This is a genomic window from Frankia sp. Mgl5, assembly GCF_023242985.1.
Classification (GTDB): Bacteria; Actinomycetota; Actinomycetes; order Frankiales; family Frankiaceae; genus Parafrankia; species Parafrankia soli.
Genome location: NZ_JALKFY010000816.1, coordinates 1 through 21,152, shown reverse-complemented (window position 1 = coordinate 21,152; position 21,152 = coordinate 1). Strand labels below are relative to the sequence as shown.

Annotated in this window: 14 protein-coding genes, 6 pseudogenes and 1 CRISPR repeat array; of the genes and pseudogenes, 11 read left to right on the top strand and 9 right to left on the bottom strand. The window is 67.4% G+C overall.

The genetic code is table 11. The features are described from left to right. Positions 1-126: 126 nt before the first annotated feature. From MXD62_RS31910 to MXD62_RS31900, 3 genes are all read left to right on the top strand, one after another. On the top strand, positions 127-1,197 hold the full coding sequence (locus MXD62_RS31910; protein ID WP_248833082.1) for an integrase core domain-containing protein: 1,071 nt from the start codon (positions 127-129) through the stop codon (positions 1,195-1,197). An 852-nt stretch (positions 1,198-2,049) separates the two neighbouring features. After that, positions 2,050-2,382 carry a helix-turn-helix domain-containing protein gene (locus MXD62_RS31905; protein WP_248833081.1) on the top strand — a complete coding sequence of 111 codons (333 nt, stop codon included), beginning with the start codon at positions 2,050-2,052 and terminating at the stop codon, positions 2,380-2,382. Beyond that, positions 2,379-2,648 (top strand): hypothetical protein, encoded by a 270-nt coding sequence (locus MXD62_RS31900; protein WP_248833080.1) that lies wholly within the window; start codon positions 2,379-2,381, stop codon positions 2,646-2,648. The genes MXD62_RS31905 and MXD62_RS31900 overlap by 4 nt, the downstream gene beginning before the upstream one ends. Positions 2,649-2,911: 263 nt before the next feature. Here the strand turns inward: MXD62_RS31900 and MXD62_RS31895 are convergent. Next, positions 2,912-3,103: pseudogene (locus tag MXD62_RS31895) on the bottom strand (IS6 family transposase); the annotation flags it as partial. A gap of 1,119 nt (positions 3,104-4,222) precedes the next feature. Here MXD62_RS31895 and MXD62_RS31890 point away from each other — a divergent pair. Further along, a pseudogene (locus MXD62_RS31890) lies at positions 4,223-4,612 on the top strand (NYN domain-containing protein); the annotation flags it as partial. Between the two features lie 26 nt (positions 4,613-4,638). Here the strand turns inward: MXD62_RS31890 and MXD62_RS31885 are convergent. Then, positions 4,639-5,523, bottom strand: coding sequence for a hypothetical protein (locus tag MXD62_RS31885; protein ID WP_248833091.1), 885 nt, complete (start codon positions 5,521-5,523; stop codon positions 4,639-4,641). A 1,466-nt stretch (positions 5,524-6,989) separates the two neighbouring features. On the opposite strand from MXD62_RS31885, the gene MXD62_RS31880 reads away from it, so the two are divergent. Further along, positions 6,990-7,202: a hypothetical protein gene (locus tag MXD62_RS31880; protein WP_248833079.1), complete on the top strand. Its 213-nt coding sequence runs from the start codon at positions 6,990-6,992 to the stop codon at positions 7,200-7,202. A 25-nt stretch (positions 7,203-7,227) separates the two neighbouring features. Beyond that, positions 7,228-7,563, top strand: a complete 336-nt coding sequence (locus MXD62_RS39940) for an OST-HTH/LOTUS domain-containing protein (protein WP_248833078.1) — start codon at positions 7,228-7,230, stop codon at positions 7,561-7,563. A gap of 277 nt (positions 7,564-7,840) precedes the next feature. On the opposite strand, the gene MXD62_RS31870 is transcribed toward MXD62_RS39940, so the two are convergent. Next, entirely contained in the window at positions 7,841-8,665 is an 825-nt protein-coding gene (locus MXD62_RS31870) for a LuxR C-terminal-related transcriptional regulator (RefSeq protein WP_248833077.1), read from the bottom strand. 318 nt (positions 8,666-8,983) lie between these two features. Here MXD62_RS31870 and MXD62_RS31865 point away from each other — a divergent pair, with 318 nt between their 5' ends. Beyond that, positions 8,984-9,445, top strand: coding sequence for a hypothetical protein (locus MXD62_RS31865; RefSeq protein ID WP_248833076.1), 462 nt, complete (start codon positions 8,984-8,986; stop codon positions 9,443-9,445). 1,123 nt (positions 9,446-10,568) lie between these two features. Continuing rightward, a pseudogene (locus tag MXD62_RS31860) lies at positions 10,569-10,883 on the top strand (helix-turn-helix domain-containing protein); the annotation flags it as partial. Positions 10,884-10,925: 42 nt separating this feature from the next. Here MXD62_RS31860 and MXD62_RS41085 read toward each other — a convergent pair. The 6 genes and pseudogenes from MXD62_RS41085 to MXD62_RS31840 form a co-directional block, all read right to left on the bottom strand. Beyond that, positions 10,926-11,138: pseudogene (locus tag MXD62_RS41085) on the bottom strand (cysteine hydrolase family protein); the annotation flags it as partial. A 301-nt stretch (positions 11,139-11,439) separates the two neighbouring features. Next, positions 11,440-11,895 (bottom strand): CRISPR-associated endonuclease Cas2, encoded by a 456-nt coding sequence (cas2, locus tag MXD62_RS41080; protein WP_368862481.1) that lies wholly within the window; start codon positions 11,893-11,895, stop codon positions 11,440-11,442. Between the two features lie 857 nt (positions 11,896-12,752). Next, positions 12,753-13,901: a hypothetical protein gene (locus MXD62_RS31855; protein ID WP_248833074.1), complete on the bottom strand. Its 1,149-nt coding sequence runs from the start codon at positions 13,899-13,901 to the stop codon at positions 12,753-12,755. A 341-nt stretch (positions 13,902-14,242) separates the two neighbouring features. Further along, positions 14,243-14,491 (bottom strand): annotated as a pseudogene (locus MXD62_RS31850) (DDE-type integrase/transposase/recombinase); the annotation flags it as partial. 1 nt (position 14,492) lies between these two features. After that, positions 14,493-15,383 carry a hypothetical protein gene (locus MXD62_RS31845; RefSeq protein ID WP_248833073.1) on the bottom strand — a complete coding sequence of 297 codons (891 nt, stop codon included), beginning with the start codon at positions 15,381-15,383 and terminating at the stop codon, positions 14,493-14,495. A 139-nt stretch (positions 15,384-15,522) separates the two neighbouring features. After that, complete coding sequence (locus tag MXD62_RS31840; protein ID WP_248833072.1) at positions 15,523-16,773, bottom strand: hypothetical protein; 1,251 nt, start codon at positions 16,771-16,773, stop codon at positions 15,523-15,525. A 123-nt stretch (positions 16,774-16,896) separates the two neighbouring features. Between MXD62_RS31840 and MXD62_RS31835 the strand changes: the two genes are divergently transcribed. From MXD62_RS31835 to MXD62_RS39935, 3 genes and pseudogenes are all read left to right on the top strand, one after another. Further along, on the top strand, positions 16,897-17,472 hold the full coding sequence (locus tag MXD62_RS31835; protein ID WP_248833071.1) for a hypothetical protein: 576 nt from the start codon (positions 16,897-16,899) through the stop codon (positions 17,470-17,472). Positions 17,473-17,591: 119 nt separating this feature from the next. After that, positions 17,592-19,313 (top strand): serine/threonine-protein kinase, encoded by a 1,722-nt coding sequence (locus MXD62_RS31830; RefSeq protein ID WP_248833070.1) that lies wholly within the window; start codon positions 17,592-17,594, stop codon positions 19,311-19,313. 100 nt (positions 19,314-19,413) lie between these two features. Then, positions 19,414-19,770, top strand: a pseudogene (locus MXD62_RS39935) (hypothetical protein); the annotation flags it as partial. A 635-nt stretch (positions 19,771-20,405) separates the two neighbouring features. After that, a CRISPR array of direct repeats spans positions 20,406-21,104; the repeat unit is 28 nt; unit sequence GGAAGATCCCCGCGCGTGCGGGGACGAC. Positions 21,105-21,152 lie beyond the last annotated feature (48 nt).

The window sequence follows — 21,152 nt, the reverse complement described above, 5'->3', positions numbered from 1 at the left end:
CGCGGGCCGCTGGCAGGTCGGCCACGTGGTGGATCATCGTTGACAGCCTGTGGGGTGCCAGAAGTCGGCCTGGGCCTGTGACCTGGGCTGATGCGGCGGACCGGGCAGGCGGCATGATGGTCAGCTATGTCCATCCGCCTGCTCTATCTGATCTTCGTTCGGGTGTGCGGCTGGCTGGTCCTCCTCAGTCGTTCGTCGGCGTCCAAGGACATCGAGCTGCTCGTGTTACGGCACGAGGTCGAGGTGCTGCGCCGTACCCAGCCCAAGCCCCGATGGGACTGGGCGGACCGCGCGGTTCTCGCCGCACTGATCCGACTCCTGCCCAGGGCGCTGCGAGCGCACCGGCTGCCCCCCCCCCCCGGCACCGTCCTCCGGTGGCACCACCGTCTGATCACACGGAAATGGACCCACCCGCAGCGGACCGGACGACCACCAGTCAACACGGAGATCGCGACCCTCATTGAACGGCTCGCGACCGAGAACACGACGTGGGGGTACCAGCGGATCCAGGGTGAGCTCCTCAAGCTCGGCCATCGGGTGAGCGCGTCCACGATCCGCCGGGTCCTGACGTCCCTCGGGTTGCCACCGGCGCCCAGGCGGCAGACCGACACGACCTGGCGGCAGTTCCTGCGCACCCAGGCCTCGACGATGCTGGCCGTGGACTTCTTCCACGTGGACTGCGCCGTGACGCTGCGGCGGTTGTACTGCTTCTTCGTCCTGGAAGTCGGTACCCGCACCGTCCACATCCTCGGAGTCACCGCCCACCCCGACGGACCGTGGACCACCCAACAAGCCCGGAACCTCCTCATGGACCTCGGCGACCGGGCGGCCGACTTCCAGTTCCTGATCCGTGACCGCGCCGGCCAGTTCACCGCCTCCTTCGACGCGGCCCTCGCCGACGCCGACATCACCACCGTCAAGATCCCACCCCGGGCTCCCCAGGCGAACGCCTACGCGGAACGGTTCGTCCGCACAGTCCGGACCGAGGCCACCGACCGGATGCTGATCTTCGGTGAACGGCACCTGCGTACCGTCCTGGCCGAGTACGCACGGCACTACAACGGACGACGACCCCACCGCGGTTGTGGCCTTCAACCGCCCCGGCCCGACCACCCTGTCGCCGACCTGACCCAGGAACGGATCAAACGCCAGCCCGTCCTCGGCGGCCTGATCAACGAATACGAACGAGCCGCCTAAAACCCCAGGTCAACACCGGTGGCCGAGTTCTGACACCCCACAAGGGACCTCCCTTCGAATCCCTCCCAGCTGAGCCGGGGATACGGCCAAGCGCCTCGTGGCGCACTAGGTCTCGTCGATGAACTACCTGTCGCCGGGTCGGTGCCGGCACGGCCGCGCGGCCTCGGCGAGCAGGGGCGTAAAGCGCTGCACGCAACAGGTCAGCGAACTTCACTTTTCACGCCCGCCTGAGCTGATCTCCTCCGTCGGTCGGGCAGGCTGCGCCTTACCCCGGGTTCTCTTGGCCGTGCAAGAGCGTCGACGGTCCGGTCGTGCCTGCTGGGTGCCGTGCGCTCTTGCGCGGTCGGGAGGTTCTGGGGTAACCCCTCGGGTGTCCGTCCGGCGGAGGCGATCAGCAGTCCCGCGCGCCCGGCTCCTGGTGACCTGCGGCGACTCCTCCCCCTCCTCCAGAGAGAGGGTCGGGGTCCGGGGTGGAACCCCGGTATGCACCCGCACGCTTGACCGGTGAACGCAGCGGGACGAACCGCTCGCAGGCGTGACGTTCCGCAGGGCCGACCGGCGGCCAGGCTCGTCGGCTGATCGTAACAATGTCTCGGCCGATGCCCGGCTTCGGGCTGAACGCATCTGCGCCGCCCTCCTCCCACGGATGGTGACGCCGCGCCGCATGGCGCGGTTTATGTCGTCATCATCGGCCGCCCATCGAGGCCTGCCTGCTGCGGGCCAGTCTCAGTGGGTAGGCGGGGCCGTACCCTCTGTCGTCGCGCGCGTTTGATGGATGTCGTCCGGTTCAGCAGGTGCCAATTCGACGACGCTCCTGCTAACATCTGTTGGCATGTGCTGCTGGACCACTTCATGACAGCACCGGCTCCCGCAGGCGATGAGCTGGTGCAGATTCTGGCGACGCTGGCCAACCCGCACAGGCTGCGCGTCCTCGCGACCCTTGCCAGGGAACGCAACTACGTCAGCCGGCTCGCCCGTGAGCTAGACATCAGCCGCGCCCTGCTCCAGGTCCACCTGCGCAAACTCGAGGCGGCCGGACTCGTCTCCGCCAACCTCGAGCTCTCCCCGGACGGCAAGGCGATGAAGTTCTACGAAGTCGTGCCGTTTCAGTTCCACCTGACGCCGGAGACCGTCGCGAACGCGGCGCGGACACTCACCCCACCCGAGAAGGGATCAACGCTATGAGCACTACCGACTGGCAGGAGGTGATCGGGGTCATCGGATTCTTCACCCTGGTGACCACCGTTATCACCGTGACGATCTGGCAGCTCGCCGCAACCTGGCGAGCCAAGGCTGTGCTTGCGCGCGAAAACGAGTACCGCGCCATCGCCGACAAGGCCGTTCTCTTCCAGGAAGGAGCCGAGCGACAGCTCGCCGAACTCGGGGGACGCCTCGCCGAGGTGCAGACTCGGCTCCAGTCCGTCGAACGAATCCTCAAAGACGTCGAATAGCTGCCGGGTCACCGACGCACCGACGGGCCGAATGGGCGGCCGGTCCGACGCGCCGATGGGGTGCCGACCGGAGGGAGGCGGGGCCCCATCGCGCGCGGTCGGGCCGGACGGGGCCCCGTTCGGCGTGGCGCGTGCGGCGCCCTAACCTCGAGGTTCTGGCCGATCAGCCTGGGTGTTGGCGCCCCGAAGGGGCGCTCTTGAACCCGCACAGAGAATTAGCGACGATCTCGAACTTCGCCGCGAGAAAAGTGAAGTTCGTTGGATCGCTGCACCCACCGGTAGATCGTGACGTGATCGACCTCGAGGCCGCGTTCGGCGAGGAGCTCCTCGACGTCCCGGTACGACAGAGCGAACCGCAGATACCACCGCACTGCCAGCACGATCACCTCCGGCGGGAACCGGAACCCGGCGAACTCCGACGTCGGAACCGGTGGACGGACACGACGTCGACGCATCCTCTGATCATGACTGATCGGCGGCTACGCGAAGGTGGACATCGCCGATGCAACAGCGCCGGTGAACCCGCCAGCGCCGCGGCCCATCAGACAAAGAGATCGATGGGCGGACCGACGAGCCACAACCGACCTCGCGAACCGCCCCCGGAACCGACCACCCGCCCCGCCAGCACGTTCCCGTCCACGGCCGCGCCACGGCCCCGACGGCACCGTGCACGCCCGATCCCCACGCCGCGCTATCCCCGGGGTGGTGCGCGGATGAGCCACCGCCAGCCGACGCGCAACGCTCTTACCGCACCCCAGAACCAAAAAAAGTAACAGAACGTAACCGTCACTGGAGCGGTGGCGCGACCTTAGACCCCAGCCAAGACGGACAAGGACGACACCCAAACCAAGATCGTTCCCAGCACGCGAACGCGAAATGCGCACACCATGCGCACACCAACCTATTTTGATCTTGAATAGATGATCTTTGACTTTGCAAAACCGCAGGTCAGGGGCCATCTGCCTGGAGCCGGCGAGGGGACTCGAACCCCTAACCGCTCGATTACAAGACAGAATACCGCGTATCGGAACGTGCCGGGAAATGCCGCGCAATGCCGGAAAATCCGAGGCCAGGGCGTTTTCGGTGTCGGAACGTGCCGGAAAATGTCGCGCCGTGCCGGAACATCCACGCACACAATGCGCCCACATGGGCCGGGGCGCAGCCGGCGACGCATCGACATAACAGTCATATCCTCCTTATCGGACACGAAGCGCTTCGGTCACGATATGTAGTTGATCGTGGACCGGGAAGAGTCGGCCTGGCCTGTCCGGGGATGGATGCACCGGGCAACCGGCGATCGGGTGGGGGTCGGGCGGTATTGCCTGTTACTGGTTGAACTCGTCGTCGGCGCCGTCGGGGACGGCGTCCAACTCGCCGGGTGTGAAGACCATGACGGGGACCGCGGTGTCGTGCCCTCCGCGTCAGGCTCAGGTGTGGCACCCGCTGGGTGCAGGCCGGGTGGGACGAACGGATGCGGCCCGCGAGCGCCGGAAACGGCCCGAGGGTCGGTGGCGGTGCGGGCCTACGGGCCGCGTGGCATCCTGTGGGCGGCCAGCCGTGTTCTGTAGCCGCGGGTGCCGGGTGCCCGAGGGGGAGGAACCAGCGTGGTCGACGGCGACGGGTCGGCTCGGCTTGCGGTGCTCATCGATGCGGAGAACATGCCGTCGTGGGCTGTCGAGCCGCTGCTCGCCGAGATCGCCCGGTACGGGAAGGCCCGGGTGAGGCGTGCCTACGGTGACTGGGCGGGCTCGCTGAGGAGTTGGAAGAAGACCCTGCTGGAGCAGTCGATCCGGCCGGTACAGGTGTTCGCCGCTGTCAGGGGGAAGAACGCAGCCGACCTGGCGTTGACGATCGACGCGATGGATCTGCTGCAGTCCCGTTCCGTCGACGGAATCCGCTTGGCGACCTCGGACAGCGACTTCACCCAGCTGGCCGAACGGATCCGCGAAGGCGGCCTGACCGTCCACGGGTTCGGTGGTGCTGAGTGGAGTCAGCAGCGGCTCAGGCCCGGCAGCAGGACTCGGACGGTCGCCTGGTACACGGTCGTGCCATCCAGGAACCGGGTGCGGGAGGTCGCGGCGGCGAGAACCCGGTCCACCTCCGGGCCGCGAACCACGAGGCACCGCTGGGCGTCGGCGAGCGAGCCCGCGCCGGTCGGCCAGGCGACGACATTCGTGGATTCCCCCCCAGCGCCCTCTCCCGTACCGTCGTCGGCACCCGACCGCTCGCCCACCGGCCTCGCGCGGACGGCGTAGGAGTTTGGCCGGTACGGCTCGGGCGCAGTGACGTGACCCGGGCCGGCCAGGGCATCGAGGTCGGCGAGTCGCTCGATGAAGCGGTTGAGTTGTCGGCGTGCGCCGGACGAGCCGATAGTGCGGCCGTACGCCTGGTGCACGTACGTCTGGCCATTCACCGAGATCGTCAGGGTGGTCTGCCCCGCGTCGGGTATCCGCTCCGCGGTCGCGGAGCGGTAGGACCGCCGCCGCAGCAGCCGGTCCTGGTCGGCTGTGGCCAACAGCCCCCGCATACCGGCGGCATCCAGATGGCGCACGACGAGAGGGGGCAACATGGGCGGCGTTCCGACCGCCGGCGCGTTCCGGAAGCCAATGACCGTCCCGTCCCCATAAACGAGCAGCAACGGCAACTGGAGGAACGAGGTGGACGTCACCCCGCCGCCGCCGTAACCGACCGGTGCGAGCCCATTGGCCTCCTCCCAGGTGAGCACGAGATCCGACCGCCCCATGGGATACCGAATCGCGCCGCTGGGGCTGTCACCGCAGCTCGTCATTCCCGAGACGACCACCATCAGCATGATCGCGACGAAAATCGGCCGCAGTAGACCGTACGGACCGCGGTACCGAAACACTTGTGTCATGCGCGCTTGGACGCGGCCGGACCCCCGACGGTTCCCACCACACGGCCACATCGGCCACATCGGATTGCCGGGATGTCAGGCGAGCAGGATCCCCTTGCGCCGCCAACCGCATCCTCCTCGGCTGATGACCACACACTCCGACCCACCGCCCGAGCCCGGTACCTCGGCCGCCCGACATGATCGGCTCGGTAGCCTCCTCCACGCATACCGGCAGGCCGCCTGACCCGAACCCAGTTTCCGGCACCCGCAAGGGTCGCCAGTCCCAGCGGACGCCTGCGCGCCTCGCCGATCATGTGGGCTTCGTCAAGGTCTCCGGTGAGCTGTCCGGCTGTCCGACCTGTCATCTCAGGTCACTGACCTGACAGTGCTCTCGGACCCGGAGCAGCACCAGACTCGGGGATCGCAGTCAGGCGTAGACCAGCGACCACACGATAACCGCCCAGCCCGCCCGATCCCGACCTCGTCCGGGGCAGCCCCCGCACCCATCGGTTTCAGTGTCGGTCCGAGCCCGCCGGTGTCCACCAACATCCACCGGCTCGGGTACAGCGATGGGTAAACCCTCGCCGTGACACCCAGCACGCAAGGCACGTCGGGCCCAATCCGGCCTGACTCGAACGGGCCATCCTTCCCACAACCAGTCGCGGGGTGCACTAACCGACCGGCCCGGAACCAAACTTATCCTACGCACCGTAGTCAACCAACGACGGCGCCATCAAACGCGATGCGTAGGCGTACGGAAACTCTAGCGTAGGAAATCTCGCGGAATGTCGTCACGAAGAACGCCACCCCCTTCCCTCGCAAGGCCCACACATCCTTCGGGCGAAGAAATTTCCAGTGTCAGCGTCGGCCTCAGTACCCTCCACTCTCGACCCTCTACCATTGCAAGAATCACACTTAATCCACCGCTTCCCATCGGATGGCGGCGGTTTCGGCTTGGTAAATATCGTGTGCCAAACTACATCTATCCATGCGAGTACTGGCCAGATAATCCCGAGGGCAATGACAACGGTGGTGAGGTCTAATGCATGCAACACGACCCCCGCGATTTCGCCGGTACTGATTATCGTCCGGCCGGTAACTGCCGGGTCCACACGCTTGTTCGAAGGTGTACTTCGAGTACGTTCTTCCATTTTGTGTTTGTCGAGCTTGACACTTCCCGGATGCCGCTCGCTTGACTTGTCGAATATTTGGTACTGTTGAAGTATAGATTCGCCCACCGGAAAAGTCACGGTCGGGCTGGCGAGCACAGCGCGCCAGCGTCGCCGACATGCACTGCATCTTGATCCGAGAGCGGGCGTTCCGGCAAGGAACTGAGCTTCGGGACAGAGTAAGACCGCTGCGTCCACTCGCCCCCGGGGGAAATTCCCGAAACCCGGTGACACGGCGACAAACGGCCTTCCGGTGGCCGTTTCCGCAGGTCGGAGCAGGTGTAGGGCTGTCACCAGCCCCGGTGACACGGTGGTCGGGTGGCCCGGGCGGACCGCACCCCCGGGCCACCCAACCAGGCCGTCTACAGGTTCGGCGAGCAGAAGAAGACGAACCCGGGTCTGCCCGCGGCCTGCGACACCTTCACCTTCGTCGAAACCCTCGCAGCGGCAGCGCTACCAACGCCTACCTTGACGCCTGGCCAGGCGTTCGTCCCCGCCCAGGCCACCCCGTCGGCGCCGCGCCCGCCCTGAGGCGACCGGCGAATCCGAGACGTTCGTGCCGAGCCCGGCTGCCGACACGCCGCAGCTCGCTGTCGCTGCCCCGCCGAGGAAACGGAAGAAGGCGAAGACCGCCCCGGTCGCGCCTCCCACCCGGGCGACGACCGCCGAACTGCGCGCGGACACCGCACTGGTCCGCCGGCTCCGCGAGGCCGTCATGACGAACGTCGGCCCCGACGGCTGGACCCACCTGTCGGCCGTCGGGTCGGCCATCCGCAAGCACCCCACGGTCGTCCTGAAGACCTACAGCTACACCCGTCTCAAGGACCTGATGGTCGCGACCGACCTATTCGAGCTCCAGCGAAACGGCTCAGCCAGGTCCCCCGGGACATAGGAGGACCTGCGGCTGTGATGATCGGATGGGGCGTATCTCCATGTGGATCTGTCTGTGTTGTTAGCGTGAGGGTGTGGTGGATGAGGAACTGTGGGGGGCACTCGCCGGCCGGAAGACCGGTTGGGGTGAGCGGTTCGTGGACATGGTGGTCTTTCCCGTCGGCGGTGGGGCGAATCGTCCCGCGCTCACCGCTGGTCTGACTGGCGGAGCTGGACCGACCGGATTCCGAGGCGTGTCGGGCGCGCCAGCCTGGTCGTGGCGCCGTGGCCACGTCGCTTCACCTGGAAAGCACCATCGCGACGCGGTCTTCGATCGGCGTCCGGCTCCTCGCCGTCACCTCGGACACCCACTGTGCGGCCTGCCTGCTGTTGGTGACGCCTAGGCGTGTGTAGGCGTTGCGGCGATGGGTGGTGACGGTATGAGGGCTCATCAGGAAGTGTTCCGCGACCTGCCGTACGGTCACGCCCCGCCCCAGCAGGAACAGCACCTCCCACTGCCGTTGCGTCAAGACACGGCCTTCTGCTGGCCGGGCCGGTACCCACCTCGGGTTCCCGTCCGGCCGGTTACTCAGCTCCTCGGCGAGTGCTCTTCCGCCTAGGGTCGCGACCAGCGCGATCTGCAGTGCGATGCTCCGACCGACGTCACGCGTCGCGAAGTCGGACCCCGACCGGTGAAAGGTGCACGCGTCTCCCCCTACCGGCGCGATCAAGTCGACCGGTACGGCTAGTTGCCGCATGCCGACAAGTCGGAGCAGCTCCGTGTAAACCCTCGTGCGGCGCAGGTCCCGCACGGACTGACCCACGGAGACGTCGCTGAGGCGGCGTGGGTTCGTGTCGTGGGTGGTCATGTAGTGCTCGATGAGTGGATGGTCGAACAGTACCGACCGCAACGCGGACGACGCGTCGGGAACGTTCTGGGGTGACACGATCATCGCCGCGGTGGGCGTGGCTCGGTCGACCAGGTTGTAGGCGCCGACCTCGGCTCCGAGCAGCCCGCACCCGCGTTGCAACGCCATCTTCCGACGTTGGTCGAGGTTCGCCACCGATCGAAGTTCCGCCGCGATCTCCACTACGGCGGCAAGGTCGCCTGCGGCGACTCCCATTGCCATCGACCCCCCAGGAACGGCTGGTAGGCGCCACGTCTACCCCTTTAAGAGTATGGACCACTTCCGTCCACCTCGGGACCATCCGTACATGGACTACAACATTCCCGGCTGCCTGATCGGGCGGTCGGTACGTCTCGGCGCGGTGCCAGGTGCTGGGGGTGACAGCGAGGCCCGCGCGGTGGTGAGAGGCCCGGCACAGCGTCACGGGGGGACCCTGTGCCCGTGCCACCCGGCCGAGAACCACCGCGAGCGACACCGACACGGCGTATCCCGAGGGTGGGCACGAACAGCACCGTCAGGAAGATCAGCGCCGTCGTGGTGCTCTCGCTGGCCGTGGCCGCATTCACGGGATGCACCGCCGAGACCGCCGCCCCGCCTGTGGACGTTTTCACGCAATCGGGTAACTCGCTGCCCGCCGGCGGCGGCTCCGCCGGTGGAAACGGTGGTGGAGGAGGCGCCGGCGGAGACTGGCCGGCCGTCGCGCTGCCCGCCGGACAGGTTCCCGCGTTCATCGTCGGGGACTGGAGCGGCGGCGAGGGCGCCGGTAAGGGAGAGAAATTGCAGATCGCCAGTGACGGCAGCTACCGCCGCAGCAGAACCGGTTACGGCGTCATCGGCCAGGGGGTCGTGGTCGCGGACACCCATCGCATCGCGTTCTTCGGCCCGGACGGGTCGCAGGCACCAGGCTCATACGAATACGTCGACGCCGGCGGCGGCATCGAGGTGCTGTCCTTCACGTTCGATAACGACGGCTACTACAGCTATGTGCGCATCTGACCGCAGTTTCCGAGCGAGGCCATGACGGATTCGGGGGGTGCGGGGAACGGCCCGCATCGTGGCCAGAACCACACGATAGCGATCATCGGAACACTAGCGGCGATAGCGGGGCTGGCCGTCGCAATAATTTCCTTTCTCCATCCGGACTATGCCAATCGACTCTCCACACGGGAGGAGCGCGCTCCTTATCTTCGAACCGTGAACACGCTATGCAATATTTCACTGACTCAGAGTCTGGAGCTCGGGAGGCCGCCCGCCCAGAATCCGGCCCTATACGGACAATGGATCTTGAGATCCAATCAGATCTTGAATAGTCTCCTACAGGCATGGGCTCCGATTCCTCCGCCATCGCGGGACCGAGAAACGATTCGACCTATTCTTGATGACCTGGAAGTTGTCATCTTCAACTACTCCGAGTTGGGGAACACGTTAACCCAGGGGCGTGAAGTATCCAGCACCCAGGTCGAGTCCGTACAGAGAACTCAGCTCGACTTTCGCCAAAAAACCCGGGCGTACGGACTCTCTTCATGCCAGGATCTATTCGCCTGAGTGCTATATAGTCGCTTCTCACCGGCCCGCGCCGGTGTTCCCCCGCCAGGTCCTGCGGGCCCGCCCGGTCTCGCTGGTCCTGCCGGCCCCGATCGGCTCTAGCCCCCTAACCCGCCTGACTGCCGGTTGCGCCGAGCGGCGCCAGGCCGGCTTGCCGCCCCGCGTTGGGCTCCGCTCGTGTACCCTAGCTGCCGGTTCTGCCAGCCGCGCTGGATCGCCGCGACACTGCACGTCAAGATAAGCGATCTTGAATGGATGTCTCACCCGACCACAACCACACCTGCTTCTTGATCGAACCGCTGCCGGCTGCTGCTCGGCTCACTTGAGCCATCCCAGTGTCAAGCACCGGGCCGCCTCGCCGGCGCTGCGTCGACGAGACGGCGCACGGGGTATTTGGGCACGATTGCGGGCCAGGAGCAGGTCGGTCACGTTCGGCCGGCCGGGTTGCGTCAATCAGGTGACACGCGGTTCTATCCACGAGTCAGAGAGAGCGCCGGTCTGGTGTCGCTGGCGGCGGGCACAACGGTCAGCGTGTGGGGCTCCAGAACCCCGATTTGGATGGTGACCTGCACGTTTGCCTGCCGGACGGGGCCTGCGTCGGGCAGGCTGGATGGTCATGGTGTGGTCGCTGCTCTGCGCCCTGACACGGAACGCTTTCGGGCTGATGCTGCTCCGGATACGTGGGGACACCGCGAAGGACGTCGAGCTCCTCGTCCTGCGACATCAGGTGGCGGTGTTGCAACGGCAGGTGAACCGACCGACGCTGGAACCGAAGGATCGAGTGATCCTCACGGCGCTGTCCCAGCTGCTGCCCCGAGCCCGCTGGGACGTCTTCTTCGTCACCCCGGCCACCGTGTTGCGCTGGCACCGTGACCTCCTCGCACGGAAATAGACCTATCCGCGGAAGTGCCCCGGGCGACCACCAGTCCGCCAGGAGATCCGCATTGGAGCCATCCGTAAGGTAGAGGCGGACGACGTGGATGACTGGCAGCCCGGCGGCGCGGAACCCCGCGACGACGCGGGCGATGGTCGGAACTAGTTCGTCGGTACCGGGGACAGAGTGAGGTGACGACCTTAGGCTGAAGTCGTTCTGGACGTCGATGGTGAGCAACGCCAGCCGGTTCGCTGAGAGTGCTTCCGACACTGAGACTCTCCCTTCGTCCGGCGAAGGAGGGACAGATGACGAGGGTGGACCACTGCGGGACCATCATCGGTCGCTGTCTCACATCACGTCCAAGTGCCAGTAGTTATGCCGACCAGAATTCCGGGTTATGCCCGTCCATCGAACCCGAGCGGCGCCCATTGGTGCGGTACGCGAAGAGCAACAAACCAGGGACGATCAGGGACTCCGTTGCGTCCGCAGGGCGCCGGCAAAGTTGCTGGTTAAAGTAGCGAGCGGTCTCGTTGCTCAACCGCCCAATCTCGACCTTGAAGTTTCTATGCCCTCATGATCGGGCTGGGGTTAGCGAGGGCACCCCGGGCGACGCCTGGGCCGACCTGCGGAGTTGAGGGTATCGCGCGAGGACCACGTCGCGCACACATCCCGGGTGGTCTTGCCAACATCGACCTTGCAGATCAACATATGGATTGAGCTGCACCGATGCACCTTGCGAGAGCCATGATCCAAACCTGCTTCCACCAGGATCCCCGTACCGATCTTGATATACTGGGGTGGGGTATCGGCGGATGATCCGGTAGTCGGAACGTTCCTCGACCGTGCGAGCGCCGAGGATGTACCGCTCGGCGAAGGTCCGCTGGTCGGTCGGGTAGATCCGCACCTGATCCTCCAACGGGTCGATTCGATCCCGGAGCTCACCACGGAGCTCACGCATCTCGTGCTGGTCACGGACTTCGCATTTGAATACGGACAGTTGCACCCTCGGTCCGCACCCGTACAGCAACGCTGCGACGTCTTCCCCTGACGCCGAGCGCTACCGCCGTCGCCTCTAACCGCAACCGCGGCGCCAGGGCCCCGCCGGCACCAACCAAACACCCCAACTCGTCACCATCCGTGACGAGAAAAGGCGAGGGGCTGGGGGGATTCGAACCGCCACCACACCACCGACCTGCACCGTTGCACAACACCAGCAGCGGAGAACATTCCAAACGGCGCCGGACGATCTATCCGACACCGCATTTACCCAGGCCAGACACATAATCACTGTGCGTGGTCGACCGGATTGACCACAATGCGAACCACTCCCCGATTATCCCAGGCCCTGTGATATCCATCACAGACCATGATTGCAGGCCGTCTACCAGCGGAAACACCACCACACCGGCACCCCGCCGACGCCGCACAGCCCCACCGGCCGACGGCACACCACATCCGGATGACGCCCGATGGTCGGGGACGGCACCCGCCGCCCCCGACCATCCATATCCACCCCCGACAGCGCCCGGACGACTGTCCAGCCCGTCCACTCGGCAGACCACCCAGCTGAACCGGGCCGGGCCCACAACAGCCAAGCCAAGATTCACACCCACATCGGTTGGAGCGCAGATACCGACCCTGCCAAGGAGTGCCTGCCTCGCGGCGGGCAGGGCGGGCATCCGGGATCGACGCTGCGGAATGGTCGAGCAGCTCTGGCATGCGTCGACGGCACAACCGGGGCCGCGTGCGGGGTGCGACGCGGGGCCTGCGGGCCGGCCAGTTGTGCGGACCGAACGTCGGCAGCCGAACCGAACCAGCTCGCGCTATATGCCACTGACGAGGACACCGATCCCCAGTGCCCCCGCCAGGAAGCGATCCGACTGATCATTTCCAAGCGAGCAAAATAACCGAAGGTGACAGTGCGGCGATCTTTTTTGGTGCGCTGCCGTCGAGGGTGGTCTGGAATAGGTCCACCTGCTCGCCCTGTTTCGACACGAAGGCGATTCTGGAACGATCTGGGGACACCACGGCGGTCCCGTTGTAGCGACCGGTCTGCGGGGTGAGGTAGTCGACGGAATCGACTGCGTGGTAGTCCGCGGAGAGCGTGAGCGTGTAGAGCCGGTCGCGATCGCTGCCGACGCAGATCAGCCGATGGTCGTCGATCCAGGACTGCGGGCTACAGACCTGCGATTCGTCCGCCCCCGGCAGACTGGTGTCACCGGCCAGGCCCTCCCCCGCCAGCACCGGAGCGTCGATGGTCCGCTCACCCGGTCGGAGAAGGTAGGTCGCGCCACGCTCCCACTGCGCGGCATAAGTGTCGGACGGGTTGATCGCGGTCGCGGATCCCTCCAGCACGTCGGTCCACCAGGCCGATCCCTTGGGACCGAGCACGAACGACCCCTGCTCGGCGTCCCCGTGGTCGACGGATTCCGTGGAGCCTGTCGGGCGCGAGACGAGTCGCCCCCGCTCACCCCAGTCCTGGCTGTCCGTCGCGTCGATGTACCACAGGTCGTCGTTGGCGGGATTGAACACCGGGTCCAGATGGTGCGGCGCGGCGGCGAACTCACCAGCGGGCGCGCCGGTTTCAAGCTCACCGGAGATCAGATCGAGGGTGGCCGCACGGAATGCCATGGTCTTAAGGTCGGTCACCCTGACGGCGGCTTTGGTGAAGTCGGACGAGAAGACCTCGTTCAGAGTCGTGGGCGAACCCTGGCTGTCACAGCTAAACCTCAGTTCGGCCCGGTCTGGAAGGGTGAAGGACTGACGTCCCAGCTCGCTCCCACTGCTAGCCGACAGGGCGCGGAGGGTGAAACCGCCCTGCTGGTCACACTCAAGCAGAATCAAGGTGCCCCCGGACCGCTCGCCGGACACCGGCCAGGCTGCCGGCGCAGAGGAGTTCTCCACGAGACCGTCGATCGCCCCGGCCTGCGCCTCCTCGCCCGACTCACAACCCGCGGCGAGGACGGTGAGTCCCAGCAGCGCGGCCGCAGCCATCACGCGACGACTTGTCAACCTCGGCCGCCGCCCCGGCAACGGCTGCGCGCCCTGCGCGGAACCGATCGTTATCCTGAACAGCACGACAAGACCTCCGCGGGAAAGCGCCGACTAACGTTCGAGGTGTGGTTGGCCATTGCCGGTGCGGCGACCGCCCGTACAGCCACGAGGACCGCCACCCATCTTCTGATCATCTACGCACCATCCGACCCACGGCCTCCCTGATGGCGTTTACGTCACCTTGGATGATCATATAACTTTAGCGAATAACTTCCATGCATAACAAGAAATAGAATGTCAATAAACGGAAGCGGGTTTCCGTCGGGGCACTGTTGCGCTGCGAGGAATCGGGGCATGCCACCAACCTCGATCAGCGCTAGTCAGACGGCGGCGGCAATTTCGATGAACGCGGCGGCCAACCGTAGCTGCGGTTCGGTGCCTATCCCGAGTTCGTAGTGGCCCCAGCGGATGTACTGGACGCGCGTAGCCGGCGTTAATCATCTGGACGGATCACAGCCGTTTCAGCCCGCGAATCGGCCGGAGCCATGCTTCAACCGGCCATGGTCGGCTTCGATCCGGTTATTCTCCCGGATGGCGTCGACGTGACAGGCTTCGGGGAGCAGCTCATCGTTAGCATTGCTTCGACCAGTCGCGGGGCACGGCGCCCTTGAATCGGCTGGGGCCGAGCGGTCCGGTGGAGTCCGGAGCCGAGCCGACCTGCCCCCACGCTCCGCCGAAGCCGAACCAGGGCTGGGTCCGGGCGTTCAGGAGGTGGCCGGCGGTCGACCAAGCGTCCCCGCGGCCGATCGTATCGCTGGCCAGGCCGTCAGCCAGGGCGGTGGGGCTGAAGCGACTTGGATAGGTCGCGTGCGTACCGAGGGCGCTGTAGGCGAGCGGCTGGCCGTCGTGCTTCCCGGCCTGCCCCCACGGGACCACGCAGGATCCAGTGTGCTGAAAATAGGCGACCGCCGTCGCCCTGTCGTTCTTGTTCAGCCGGACGGTGATGCGTTCCCAGTCGCCCTGGTGGTCGAAGAAGTTCGTCGGACCAGGAGCGTCATTGAAGTTGTAGAAAAACCAGTATGTTACATACTGGTGCGGATGGTATTCGAAGTACGCGGGCGCGGTAAGGCTCTGGCCGCCGGTGTATCGGTCGGGCGACTGGAGGAAGAAACCCTCCCGCTCGGGTACGCCGGGTTTCGTGTCGCCGGGCCTGGTGTGGTCGTTGGAACGCCACTGACGACCATGGTCGATGCAGGCTGAGTTGGCGATCCGGTGCTGGTAGCCTCCGCCGCCCAGTTTCGCCGGATCCACGGTACCCGCGTCGGCGACTGTGTCGTCGGGGCAGTTTCCGTCACGAGACCAGGCGAGCGAGGAGTTCGCCACGTAGTTGCCGGCGTCGGCGGGCAGATACAGCTCGCCGGGGGCGAGGTAGATGTAGGGCGCGTATCTCCGCACCGTGGCGGGCACGCCCGAGGCTGCCGCGGCAGCTTGCGGAGCGATCCCGATCCCGGTCGCGAGCACGGCAAGCACCACCGCCGGTAGAACCCGTCGCCGCCCCGGTGTCCATCTCCGACGTCGCGCGGGGTGGGTTCTGTCCATGCCGTCGCCTCGTCGCACCCACGCGCGCTGCCCGGCGGTCAGCCGCCGGGTGTTCATCGGTTCAGCCACAGAAGGTCCCCGTCCGGTCGACCTTCTCGTCGAGCAGCCAGCCGAAGCCGCCGGCGCCGCCGTTGATCTGGGAGATGTAGCCGTACATCCACACGCCGTCGTTGCTGCGCACGTTCACCCGGGCGCCGGGCGCCACATCACCGATGACGTCGCCGGCGCGGGTGACGCGGGCCCGGGCGTTGTCGGTCACCGTGTACTGGGGGTAGCACTGCGCCGTGGAACCGTCCGCGGACGCGGGCGGGGGCGCCGCGGGGGCCGGGGCGCTGGCGGGGGCAGCGGGAGGCTGGGAGCTGGCGGGGGCCGGGGCTGCCGGCGCGCCGCCGGTTGCCGACGGTTGCCGGGTGGCCGGGTTCGCGGCGGTCGAGGCCATTTCGTGTCCTCGGGAGGTGTCGGGCGTCGACGGCTGCGACGTCGGCGTGGAGGCTGATCCGCTGCCGGTGGCCTGTGGGAAGTCCGCCGGTGCGCATGGGTTGCCGATGTCCCGGGCGAGAATCCAGCCCCAGGTGTTCGCCCGGGACGCCCAGCCGAAGATCCAAGGACCGTGGTTGCCGCAGTGGTGGCTCCACTCGAAGACGTCACCGCCGTTGGCGGCACGCAGGTTGCCGATCACATAACCGTTCGGTCCGCTGCGGACGGTGGCGTTCGCCGTGACGTGACGGGAGCCGGCGGTCGCTCGGGCCGAGGGCCGGAAGTTCACCGCGCTCCAGCCTGAGCCGTTGGCGTGCCCGGACAGCAGCCGCGACGGCGGGTCGACCAGGCAGGACCGTTCGATGAAGCCCCAGTACGGGGTGTCCGCGCGACGACTCGCGATGAGCGCCCAGCGGTCGTTGACGTTGTAACGCCATCCGACCGTGGCCTGGACCGTGCCGTGTCCGGACGGGGCGGGCACCGTTGCCCGTTCGATCCAGCCGCGGGTGCCGGAGGAGCGCTCCCCGGAGCTGTCGAGGTTCCAGTAGACGTTGCAGAAGTCCTTCGCCAGGCGCACGCCGATCGTGTAATCCTGGTGGTCGCCGGTGTCCTCCCCGCTCGCGGGCGCTGTGTCACCGTCGGCGACCGCCGCGGCGGCGTAGCCCGCACCCGGCGACGCGGCCACCGTCTCGGCCGAGACCGCTATCGCAGCCGAGGACACCGTGGCGTCCGACCGCGCCTGGCGGTGAAGGGCGGGGGCCGCCGGTACCGCGACCGCGCCGAGCGCGCCGAGCATCGCGACGGCCGGAACGGCCAGCTGCGCCCTTCGAATCATTCGTCGACATCCCACCAGCGTTCTCCCTGATAGCTTTCACGTCATCGTCGATGACTTGGCGAGGCTAACAGTGGGACCCTTCTCATAACATCAACGTTAGGAAAAAGGTCAGGTGGAAGTTGGGTGAGCAGTGGGCGGCGGTACTACGGCATCGCGGAGATCGCGGGTTCCCTCGGCGTGGATCGCCAGCTCGTCACCGTCTGGCGGCGGCGGCTGAGCCGGGGGATGCCGCCGCCGGATGACGAGCTGGCCGCCGGCCCGCTGTGGAGGGCGGCGTCGATCGAGCCCTGGATCGAGCACGTCCGCGCAGAGTTGGCCCGGTCGCGCTCGGACGCCGGTCCGCCGCCGCCCACGCTGATCCGGCAGGCGGCCCGCCGGCTGCTTCGCCTGACCGCCGTCCTGCTGGAGGATGCGCCCGACGCCAGCCAGCTCGAGCGCGCCCTGCGTGCGTTCGGTCAGATCGGCGACCCACTGGGCGGGCACGCCGGCGAGGGCGATCCGCTCCGCCGCCTGTGTGGTGATCTTGTAACCCTCGGTGACACGGCCCGTGCGGCGGCCCTGAGCATCAAGGCGGGGCGCCCGGCGGGGGTTGAGGAGTCGCCGGCCGCGCTGGCCGCGCTGGCCGCGCTGCGCGCCGAATGTATACGGCTGCTTCCCGGTCTCGCGAAGGCGCTCGGATCGGCGTCCGTCGACAGGTAGTCCACCGGCCCGGCCCCAGGCGAACGCGGGCGGCCGACCTTCCGAGCGCCCCGGGTAACCTGTCCGACACGTCAGGTCTCAAGGCGCGGACGGGGGCCCGGATACCGATGGGGCGGCAGTTGGCGGCCGGCGACCAGTTCGCCGGGTTCCACATCGAACGGGTTCTCGGTCGGGGCTCCTTCGGTACGGTCTACCGCGCGGCCGAGCGGCAGCTGGACAGCGAACGCACGGTCGCCCTGAAGGTCATCGACCCGGCGGACAGCGTCGCCGACGATCGCGCGCTACGGCGGGACAGGTTCCTGCGCGAGGTGCGGGCGCTGGGCGCGGGGCACCATCCGCACATCGTTCCCGTGTATCGGGTCGGTGAGCTGGATGGTCTGCTCTTCCTGGCCATGCCCCTGCTGCCGGGCGATCTGGACAACGAGATCGAGCGCCGCGGCACGTTCAGCCCGACGATCGCCGGGCAGGTCGTGGGGCAGGTCGCCACCGCGTTGCACTCCGCGCACGTACACGGCATCGTCCATCGTGACGTGAAACCGGCCAACGTCCTGTTCTTCACGGACATCAATGGCCAGCCGCACGCCTATCTCGCCGATTTCGGCTTGGCCGCACTCGTCGACGGCGACCGTCTGACCAGGGACGGCGCATTGCTGGGAACCGTCCAGTACATGGCCCCGGAGCAGTTGCGCGGCGAACCGGCTACCGCGGCCAGCGACATCTACGCCGCCGGCCTAATCCTCCACGAAATGCTGGTCGGCTGCCCGCAGTGCCCGACAGGGACCTGCCCGGGCACGACCTCCACCGACCCGCTCACGGCAGGCCTGCACATCATCGCTCTGCACGCCTGCGCCGCCGACCCCGCGGACCGCCATCCCAGCGCGCGGGCACTCAGCCGAGACCTGGCCGCCGCGCTCGGCACCACCCCCCTGCCGGACGGTCCGGGCCCGACCATGCCCGGGGGACGGGAGAGAACGACCACTGCTCCCAGCCCGTCCGGCATCTCGTTTGACCCTACCGGCAGCGACCAAAAGCTCGACCCGGCACCGAGCCTCGATTACCCGGCCGCCGCCTCAGCGAACACGTCGCCAACAGCCGGGGCCGAAGTCCCGCCGCGGACGGACAACCTGGACGGATCCGACGTCCTGCTGCGCGCCGACGACCCGGACGGATCCACCACGCGGAGCCAGTCCACGGCCGACCCGCCCCCACCACCGGCCTCTGGGCGACCGGCGAGGCAGGTCGTCCTCGCCGCGTCTGTGGCGGCAGCCGTGGTGCTCGCGTTGGCCGGGCTGCTGGCGGCGAGACCAAGCTGGTCACCGTACCGGTTGTCGTCACAGGCAGAAGGTCGGGCAGCTCGCTCACTGCCCGCCGGCCCTGCCTCGGTGACGCCCTCACCTGGCCGCCTCACCATCGGCGCAGACGACGGCCCTCCGCTGGACGCACCGGCCCGCAAGGAGCGAAGCGCCCAGGCATCGTCACCCACGCCGTCCGCGGGCCCGGCCATCGAATCGTCTGATCCGGCCCCCGGTCCCTCTCTGCGGCCAGCTCCAGAGGCCAGCGCCGAGCCGCCGTCCCACCCGCCGACGGGCGCCGCCCCCACGCCGACCTCGACGTCTGGCGGCTCGACCACGCGGCTCGTCGTCTGCGGCGAGACGGCTACCGTGCGCGATTCCTACCTGGCGGGGTCACAGCCCGTCGGGCCGGCCCTGGTCCGAGGAGATGTGTTTGACTCCGACGGCCTGACCGGAGGCAACGGCTGGGTGCACGGGACCGCCCCCGCCAAGGGCCTGACCGGCTGGGTACTACGCAAATACGTGAAGACCGTCTGCCTCAGCGGTTGAGCGCCGCCCGGCTGCCCCGCACTTATGGGGCTCCAGAATCCCGATTTGGGCGGTGACCTGCGTGTTTGCCTGAGAGACTGGGCCGTGTCGGGCAGGCTGGATGGTTATGGTGTGGTCCTTGCTCTACGCCCTGACACGCAACGCTCTCGGGTTGATGTTACGTCGGTTCCGCGGGACACCACGCAGGACGTGGAGCTCTTCGTCCTGCGGCACCAAGTGGCGGTGCTACGACGGCAGGTCCACCGGCCCGGCGCTGGAACCGGCGGATCGGGTCGTCCTCGCAGCCCTGTCCCGGCTGCTTTCCCGGGCCCGCTGGGGTTCGTTCTTCGTCGCCCCGGCCACCGTGCTGCGCTGGCACCGAAACCTCCTCGCACGAAATGGACCCGCGAAGACATCCGGACGGCCATCGGTCCGCCGGGAGATCTGCGAGCTGGTCCTGCGCTTCGCGCGGAAGAGCTATCGCCGTCGCCTCTAACCTCAACCGCGGCGCCAGTTCCCCGCCGGCACCAACCAAACACCCCGACTCGTCACCATCTGTGACGAGAAAGGGCGAGGGCGCTGGGGGGATTCGAACCGCCACCACACCACTGACCTGCCCCGTTGCAAAACACCAGCAGCGGAGAGCAACCCAAACGGTGCCGGACGATCTATCCGGCACCGCATTTACCCAGGTCAGATACATAGTCACCCTACGTGGTCGACCGGATTGACCACAATGCGAACCGCTACCCGACCATCCCCAGCCCTGTGATATCCATCACAGACCATGGTCTCAGGGCGTCGACCAGCGGAAACACCACCGCACCGGCACCCCGCCGACGCCGCACAGCCCCCACCGGCCGACGGCACACCACATCCGGATGACGACCGATGGTCGGGGACGGCACCCGCCGCCCCCGACCATCCACATCCACCCCCGACGGCCACCCGGACGACTGCCCAGCCCGTCCACTCGGCGAACCACCAGCTGAACCGAGCCAGGCCCACAAGCAAGCCCCACACCAAGATCCACCACCCCCACAGGCGTAGGGAGGACCCCTGGTGGCGGCACCGGTTGCCGTCACGGGCCCGGAGCACCCCCACTGGCGCGTGGGGATGATGCCGGCCGTGCGGGGACAACGGCAGGTCTGGTAGACGCACCACAGGCCGCCTCGGAAGATCCCCGCGCGTGCGGGGACGACAGTTGGGGACACGGCGGCGCGCTGCACACGCAGGGAAGATCCCCGCGCGTGCGGGGACGACAGCCGGGCGCGGAAGGTCTTCTCCTCGCGGTACGGAAGATCCCCGCGCGTGCGGGGACGACCGCCACGCCCTTGTTGACACCGCGCGGCGCCACGGAAGATCCCCGCGCGTGCGGGGACGACATCCTCGCCTCGCAGTACAGCGACATCAAGGTCGGAAGATCCCCGCGCGTGCGGGGACGACTGGCGTGCCGCGATCACGCGCGACGGGGAGTGGGGAAGATCCCCGCGCGTGCGGGGACGACCGTAGCGCGTGGCCAGGTGGGCAGCGGCGGCCGGGAAGATCCCCGCGCGTGCGGGGACGACGAGTACCGGATCAGCGAGGACACGCTGGCGTCGGGAAGATCCCCGCGCGTGCGGGGACGACCCGCCGGCGGCGTCCACCGCGCCGGGCCCCGCGGGAAGATCCCCGCGCGTGCGGGGACGACAACCTGACAGTCCTTGGCTGTCGGATGACAAGGGGAAGATCCCCGCGCGTGCGGGGACGACGATCACCAAGCGATCCCGCGCGACGCCGCCGAGGGAAGATCCCCGCGCGTGCGGGGACGACACTTGCTGAGCTGGGGTTTTACCGGCGGGGGCGGGCGAACAGTATCAG